This window comes from Rhizobacter sp., assembly GCF_035702065.1.
Taxonomy (GTDB): Bacteria; Pseudomonadota; Gammaproteobacteria; order Burkholderiales; family Burkholderiaceae_C; genus Rhizobacter.
On the sequence record NZ_DASSRA010000124.1, the window covers coordinates 1 to 2,265 of the forward strand.

At 65.7% G+C, this 2,265-nt stretch carries 3 protein-coding genes; all 3 read left to right on the top strand.

The genetic code is table 11. The features are described from left to right. Positions 1–1,312, top strand: a 1,312-nt coding sequence (locus VFL64_RS05690) for a phage tail sheath family protein (RefSeq protein WP_489539406.1), incomplete at its 5' end; no start/stop codon positions are given. A gap of 53 nt (positions 1,313–1,365) precedes the next feature. Then, positions 1,366–1,824 carry a phage tail protein gene (locus VFL64_RS05695; protein ID WP_489539407.1) on the top strand — a complete coding sequence of 153 codons (459 nt, stop codon included), beginning with the start codon at positions 1,366–1,368 and terminating at the stop codon, positions 1,822–1,824. Positions 1,825–1,836: 12 nt separating this feature from the next. Further along, on the top strand, positions 1,837–2,265 hold a 429-nt coding region (locus VFL64_RS05700; protein ID WP_489539408.1), incomplete at its 3' end, for a phage tail protein.

Genomic DNA, 2,265 nt, shown 5'->3' on the forward strand with positions numbered 1-2,265 from the left:
CGCCGTCTCGGTCGGTGGCAAGAACTACCTGCTGGCGCAGCAGGCCGGTGCCGAAGGCGGCCGCTTCCTGCTCTATTACGGGCTGCTGCACTTCTTCCAGAACGGCGGCGGCCCGTGCTACGTGGTGTCGGTGGGCAACTACAGGGAAGACGTGGCGGCCGACAAGCTCATGGCCGGCATCGAGCCGCTCATCAAGGAGCAGGAGCCGACCATGGTGGTCGTGCCCGACTGCATGCTGCTGGCGCAGGCCGACGCCGTCAGCGTGCAGCAGGCCATGCTCTCGCACTGCGGCGGGCGCATGCGCAACCGCATCGCCATCCTCGACGTGTGGGGCGGCGACAAGAGCCGGCAAGACCCGGCCGGCGACTGCATCGAGAACTTCCGCGGCGCGCTGGGCATCAACTACCTCGACTTCGCCTCGGCCTACTACCCCTGGGTACACACCACCGTCGTGCAGGACCGCGACCTCAGCTACGAGAACATCGCCAACCCCGAGCTGCTGGTCTCCCTGATCAAGCAGGACGTGGGCCTGCCCGCCGCGGCTGATGACAAGACCCCGCCCAAGACGCGCCAGCAGCTCGCCGCGCTCGACGACATCCAGAAGGACTGGAGCACCGTCTCGCCCGCGCTGAGCGCGAACGACATCGAGGCCAACAAGGCCTTGCTCAACAAGAGCCTGGGCGCCATGAGCACGCTCTTCAACACCGTGATGGCCGAGCTGAAGAACCGCATCAACCTGCTGCCGCCCAGCGCGGCCATGGCCGGCGTCTACACCATGGTCGACAACAGCCGCGGCGTGTGGAAGGCGCCTGCCAACGTGAGCCTGAACGGCGTGGTCTCGCCCGCCGTCAACCTCTCCAGCGAGGAGCAGGAAGACCTCAACGTCACCACGCAGGGCAAGTCGATCAACGCCATCCGCACCTTCATCGGCGAAGGCGTGCTGGTGTGGGGCGCGCGCACGCTCGACGGCAACAGCCTCGACTGGCGCTACATCAACGTGCGCCGCACCATGATCATGCTGGAGGAGTCGTGCCGCCTCGCCTCCAAGGCGATGGTGTTCGAGCCCAATGTGTCGAACACCTGGGTCACGCTGAAAAGCATGATCAGCAACTTCCTCACCGGCATCTGGAAGCGCGGCGGCCTGGCCGGCGCGGTGCCCGACGACGCCTTCAGCGTGCACGTGGGGCTGGGCGACACGATGACGCCCGAGGACATTCTCGAAGGCATCTTGCGCGTCACCGTGCTGGTGGCCATCAGCCGGCCGGCCGAGTTCATCGAGATCACCTTCCAGCAGCAGATGCAGAAGTCGTGATCTCTTCCCACCACTTCCATTCACTCATTTCATTCGACTGACGGAGGCCCGCAATGGCAGACGATGGTTCCGCACAATCCACGGCCGTGTGGCCGGTTCCCAAGTTCCGCTTCTCGGTGAAGTGGGACTCGGCGGTGATGTCCTTCCAGGAAGTCTCGGGCCTGGACGTCGAGGCCCAGCCGCTCGAGTACCGCGCCGGCGACAGCCCGGCCTACTCGGTGCTCAAGATGCCCGGGATGAAGAAGTACAGCGACATCACCATGAAGAAGGGCGTCTTCAAGGGCGACAACAAGTTCTGGGACTGGTTCAACGAGATCAAGATGAACGTCATCAAACGCAAGTCGGTGACGATCAGCCTGCTCGACGAGGGCGACGGCACCATCATGGTCTGGACGCTGGCCAACGCCTGGCCCACCAAGATCACCGGCACCGACCTCAAGGCCCAGGGCAACGAGGTGGCGATCGAGACCATCGTGATCGCCCACGAAGGCCTCACCATCGCCCTCAAGTAAGGCACGGCGCCCATGGTCGCATCCGCCTACCCGCCGGTCGCCTTCCAGTTCGCGGTGGGCATCGGCGAGTCTTCGACGGCGCGCAAGGACTCGTCCTTCCGCGAGGTGAGCGGCATCGGCCCCGAGATGGAGACCGAGACCGTGGCCGAAGGCGGCGAGAACCGCTTCGTGCACGTGCTGCCCAAGGCGATGAAGCACCCCCGGCTCTCGCTGCGGCGCGGCATCGCCACGCTCGACTCGCCGCTCGTGGCCTGGTGCCAGAAGGTGCTCGAAGGCGGCCTGGCGCAGGCCATCGTGCCCAAGCCGGTGCACGTGTTCCTGCTCGACGAGAACGGCGAGGCGGTGCGCGCCTGGTCGTTCGAGAACGCCTGGCCGGTGCACTGGGAGGTGGAGGGCTTCAACGCCACCAAGAACGAGGTGGCGGTGGAGAAGATCGAGCTG

What these genes read in the sequence shown, in the direction of transcription:
- VFL64_RS05695 (WP_489539407.1), top strand. Translation starts at nt 1,366, where the DNA reads ATGGCAGACGATGGTTCCGCACAATCCACGGCCGTGTGGCCGGTTCCC.